Origin of the sequence: Escherichia sp. KCJ4928, assembly GCF_004352695.1 — a bacterium.
In the GTDB taxonomy this organism is placed as follows: Bacteria; Pseudomonadota; Gammaproteobacteria; order Enterobacterales; family Enterobacteriaceae; genus ECMA0423.
Map to the genome: position 1 here is coordinate 1 of NZ_SJWV01000788.1, position 255 is coordinate 255.

Genomic DNA, 255 nt, shown 5'->3' on the forward strand with positions numbered 1-255 from the left:
TCACACGTCCAGATGTCACAGAGCAGATGCAGACGGTTACCGGCAACGGGCAAAAACTCATCACTGGCGATCGCGTCCGCCGCCTGAAAACACATGCTGAATTTACGCTGCAGAAATCGCGCTGGCGCCCTCTTGTCAGCACCGAAGGAGAGAAAAATGATATCACCAGATGACTTCGGTACCTTCCCCTTCTCCCGTTTTACGGCAGAAGAGTTTCGCCATTTTTTTGCCTGGTGTGNCCGCCACCGCGTCAGT

1 protein-coding gene is annotated in these 255 nt (G+C 53.9%); it reads left to right on the forward strand.

Annotated features, from left to right (window positions below; genetic code table 11):
- The coding region (locus tag E0D98_RS26785; protein ID WP_165941072.1) for a type IV secretory system conjugative DNA transfer family protein at nucleotides 1-173 on the forward strand (173 nt) is incomplete at its 5' end.
- Nucleotides 174-255 lie beyond the last annotated feature (82 nt).